At 60.7% G+C, this 3,578-nt stretch carries 4 protein-coding genes; all 4 read left to right on the forward strand.

Annotation, left to right across the window (positions count from 1 at the left end; genetic code table 11):
- The first annotated feature begins 96 nt into the window (after nucleotides 1-96).
- Nucleotides 97-438 (forward strand): type II toxin-antitoxin system MqsA family antitoxin, encoded by a 342-nt coding sequence (locus QZ213_RS26025; protein ID WP_291688931.1) that lies wholly within the window; start codon nucleotides 97-99, stop codon nucleotides 436-438.
- A 38-nt stretch (nucleotides 439-476) separates the two neighbouring features.
- Nucleotides 477-1,064, forward strand: coding sequence for a hypothetical protein (locus tag QZ213_RS26030; RefSeq protein WP_291688932.1), 588 nt, complete (start codon nucleotides 477-479; stop codon nucleotides 1,062-1,064).
- A gap of 78 nt (nucleotides 1,065-1,142) precedes the next feature.
- A complete protein-coding gene (locus tag QZ213_RS26035) occupies nucleotides 1,143-2,600 on the forward strand; it encodes an MBOAT family O-acyltransferase (protein ID WP_291688933.1) in 1,458 nt (485 codons plus the stop codon).
- A gap of 21 nt (nucleotides 2,601-2,621) precedes the next feature.
- The gene (locus QZ213_RS26040; RefSeq protein WP_291688934.1) at nucleotides 2,622-3,569 is read left to right on the forward strand and encodes a hypothetical protein; all 948 of its coding nucleotides are present in this window, start codon (nucleotides 2,622-2,624) and stop codon (nucleotides 3,567-3,569) included.
- The last annotated feature ends 9 nt before the right edge of the window (nucleotides 3,570-3,578 follow it).

A 3,578-nucleotide genomic window follows, 5' to 3' on the forward strand; every position in this document is an offset into this window, starting at 1 on the left:
GCGACCAAGTTCATGGGCTGACGCTTCTCATTCGACCGCGGGCCGAAGGCGGGGTTCTGCCTTCGGACCGCGCCGAACCACAAGGACGCTACAAAGATGGACACCGCTGAACAGCCATCCGCTGCCTGTCCTGTTTGCGAGAGCACCGACACCCGTCTGGCTCGCGTGCGCTCGGCGTTTTGGCACAACGATCGCTTGGTCGTGATCGAGGACGTGCCCGCGCTCGTTTGCAATACCTGCGGCGAGCAGTTCTATGACGATGCCGCCGTGCTCTTGATCGATCGTATGCGGGCCAGTGGCTTCCCGCCTGAGGATGCCGTCCGTGAGCTGCGTGTGCCGGTATTCGCTTTAGGCAACATCGGCGTAACTGACGTCCCGCCACGGGAGGCGTCATCAGTCGCCACAGTGCTCGCGAGCGAGGTTCTGATCCGGTCCTGAAACCGGCTCGTTCACCAGTCACGAGAAGGATATCAATCATGCGCTTCAATTTTTTAGCCGCCGCCGTCGTTGCCGCGACGTTCAGCGCTTGCCTTGTTCAGCCGCTCGCCGCGCAAACTGCTGAGCAATTGACTTTTATCCCGGCCGGCGGCAAAAGCCTTCTGGTCAACATCGCTAACACCAAGCCGCCTGCCGACGAGCTCAAAGCGTTGCTCACCGGTAAACGATCGCGCGAGGAGTGGGTGAGCTACTTCAAGGCTCACAACCAGACCGTTCCAGCGTTACAGCGCCTGAGCGATAAGCAGCGGCTCACACTCGCCGACTACCTCTCGTTCCACATGCCATTGCCGAGCAATCAAGTCCCGGCAAACCTGGCACGCACCCTGCCGAAGGACGGACGCGATTTGGCCCTCGACAATTGCCAGGGCTGCCATATCATCACAGTCGTCGTCACCCAAGACCGAACCAAAACGGCTTGGCTCGGGACGATGAGCACGCCGGCCCATGCGGTCATCAAGATGACGCCTGCGGAGCGCGACGAACTGGCGAGCTATCTCGTCCTGAATGCGGGCATTCCGATCGAACAAGTTCCGGAAGAATTGCGGGCGTCCGGGGCAACCTACTGAGGCTGCCTCCGCCCACGCGCTTCGCGTGGGCGACCGACGGGTGACGAGAGACGAACCGCGGCTCCGAGGCCCGATGTCATGCTGTTCACGTCGCTCGATTTCTTCCTCTTCCTGCCGCTGGTCTTGGCAGTCTTCGCGCTCACGCCGGTGGCGCAGCGCTGGGCCGTCTTGCTGCTGGCGAGCTACGTGTTCTACGGCTTCGCGCAGCCATTCAACCTGATCTATCTCGGCGCGGTGACGCTCGTCATTTTCGCCTGCGGCTGGGCTCTGGACCGGGCAAGGCAACGGCCGCTGCGCGTCGCCATTTTCGTCATCGGGCTTGTCGCGGTGCTCGGCTCGCTCACCGCCTTCAAGTTCTATGATTTCCTTGCCGGCGAGATCGCGCAGGCCAATCTCCTAGGCGGCATCAAGCTGCCGCGTCTGGGCGTCACCGCGCCGGCCGGCTATTCCTTCTACGCCTTCTCGGCCGCAAGCTACCTCATCGACATCTATGCCGGGCGTCTGTCGGGCCGGCAGAATCTCGGCCACGTGGCATTGTTCACCGCCTATTTTCCCAAGATTTTTGCCGGACCGATCGAGCGGGCGACGAATTATCTGCCGCAGCTATTGTCCGGGCTGCGTGCCGATCCAGTCCGCTTTACGCTCGGGCTGCAATTGATCGGCTGGGGCCTGTTCAAGAAAGTCGTCATCGCCGACAGCCTTGCCCCGCTGGTCGATCACAGCTTCAAGATCGTCGCCTTTGCCCCGCCGATCGAACTGCTGATCAGCACTTATTTCTTCGCGTTTCAGATTTATTGCGACTTTTCCGGCTACACCGATATCGCGCTCGGCATCTCCTTGCTGTTCGGCCTCGAGCTGATGGAGAACTTCCGCCGGCCGTACCTGTCGCGCAGCACGGCGGAATTCTGGGCGGAGCGCTGGCACATCTCGCTCGGCCGCTGGTTCCGCGACTATCTCTATATCCCGCTGGGCGGCGGCCGCGCCGGGGCTCTGCGCCGCGCCATCAATATCATGGTTGTCTTCCTGGTGAGCGGCCTGTGGCATGCCGGGCTCGGCTACGGAGTCGGCTGGACCTTTCTCGTCTGGGGCGCGCTCAACGGCGCCTATCAGTGGGCGGGGCTGGCGACGCGCGGCCTGTGGCGCCGCATCGGCGAAGCCTTGCCGCGCGTGACCGCCAGCGCCTGGCTGCGCGTATTACGCATCGTCATCACCTTCCATCTGATCCTGCTGAGCTGGGTGTTCTTCCGCGCCGCATCGATGCATGACGCGCTGCTCGTCTTGCAGAAGATCGGCGCTCGGCTCACCGACCTGCCGCATCTGCTAACCATCTATCCGTTCAGCGCCGAGCAACTTACCGGATTTGGCCTGATCGCCTTCCTGGTCGCCTATGAAATCGTCGACGAGCGCCGCCCGGTGTTCCAGCGCCTGGCCGATGCGCCGGTCGCGCTGCGCTGGGGCGCCTATTATTTGGGCATCTTCGCCCTGCTGCTGCTGGGACGCTGGCAGGCGAAGGAATTCATCTACATGCAATTCTAATCCTGGGACTAACACGCGACCATGAAACAACTCGGAAAATCAGCTCTCTTATTCGTCGTGGTCGGTCTTCTGATTTATGCGGGGTTGGTTGCCGCGACCGAAAAACTCCTTTTTCGAAATGGGCATAGCAACCCGTTCTTCAAGATCGCGACCGCCGATACGCGCGACTACGATTGGGTGATCCTCGGCGCGTCACATGCAATGACACTCGATTTCGGCGGTTTCAACGCGCTGATGGAACGCGAGACCGGGTCGCGGATCCTGAACCTCGCTTCGCAAGGCACCGGTCCACTCTACAACCAGTTTGTTCTTGAGCATTTCTTGCGCACGTATCGCACGCGTAATTTGCTCTACGTCATCGATTCCTTCACGTTTACGTCGCGCGCCTGGAATGAAGATCGCTTCAGCGATGCAAAGTTGATCCGGGGCACCCCGTTCGAGGCGGCAACCGCACAACTCATGTGGAATTATGTTCGCCACGACGGCGTCAGCCCGCGTGCCTTGCTCGACTATCTCAGCGGATTTTCCAAGATCAACAACCGCGACCGGTTCCAACGCGACGCCTGGGAAGGCGAAGCGCAGTTTGACCGGGTCTACCGGCCGTCCGCGACGGCGGTCAGTAAGCGCATCGCATATCTCTATCCAGACGCTACGGCGCCGGACGTGATCGCACGCTATCTGCGCGACTTTGCCAGTCTCATCGAGATCGCTCGACAGCACAATATCCGCGTCATCGCCATTAAACTGCCGACGCTGACGCTGTTCTACAATCAGCTGCCGAACGAGGCTGCGTTCGACCTCGCCTCAACACAGGTCCTCACTGATCATGCGGTGCCATTGCATGATTTTTCCGCAGCTTTGGATGATCCGCGCTTCTATTTCGACACTGACCACTTGAATCGCGCGGGGGTCACCGAGTTGTTCCAACGCCGGCTGAAGCCGCTATTCACGATGCCAAGTACGGAGTGAATACCGTGA

This window comes from Bradyrhizobium sp. (assembly GCF_017881085.1).
Lineage (GTDB): Bacteria > Pseudomonadota > Alphaproteobacteria > Rhizobiales > Xanthobacteraceae > Bradyrhizobium.

What these genes read in the sequence shown, in the direction of transcription:
- QZ213_RS26030 (WP_291688932.1), top strand. Translation starts at nt 477, where the DNA reads ATGCGCTTCAATTTTTTAGCCGCCGCCGTCGTTGCCGCGACGTTCAGC.
- QZ213_RS26025 (WP_291688931.1), top strand. Translation starts at nt 97, where the DNA reads ATGGACACCGCTGAACAGCCATCCGCTGCCTGTCCTGTTTGCGAGAGC.
- QZ213_RS26035 (WP_291688933.1), top strand. Translation starts at nt 1,143, where the DNA reads ATGCTGTTCACGTCGCTCGATTTCTTCCTCTTCCTGCCGCTGGTCTTG.
- QZ213_RS26040 (WP_291688934.1), top strand. Translation starts at nt 2,622, where the DNA reads ATGAAACAACTCGGAAAATCAGCTCTCTTATTCGTCGTGGTCGGTCTT.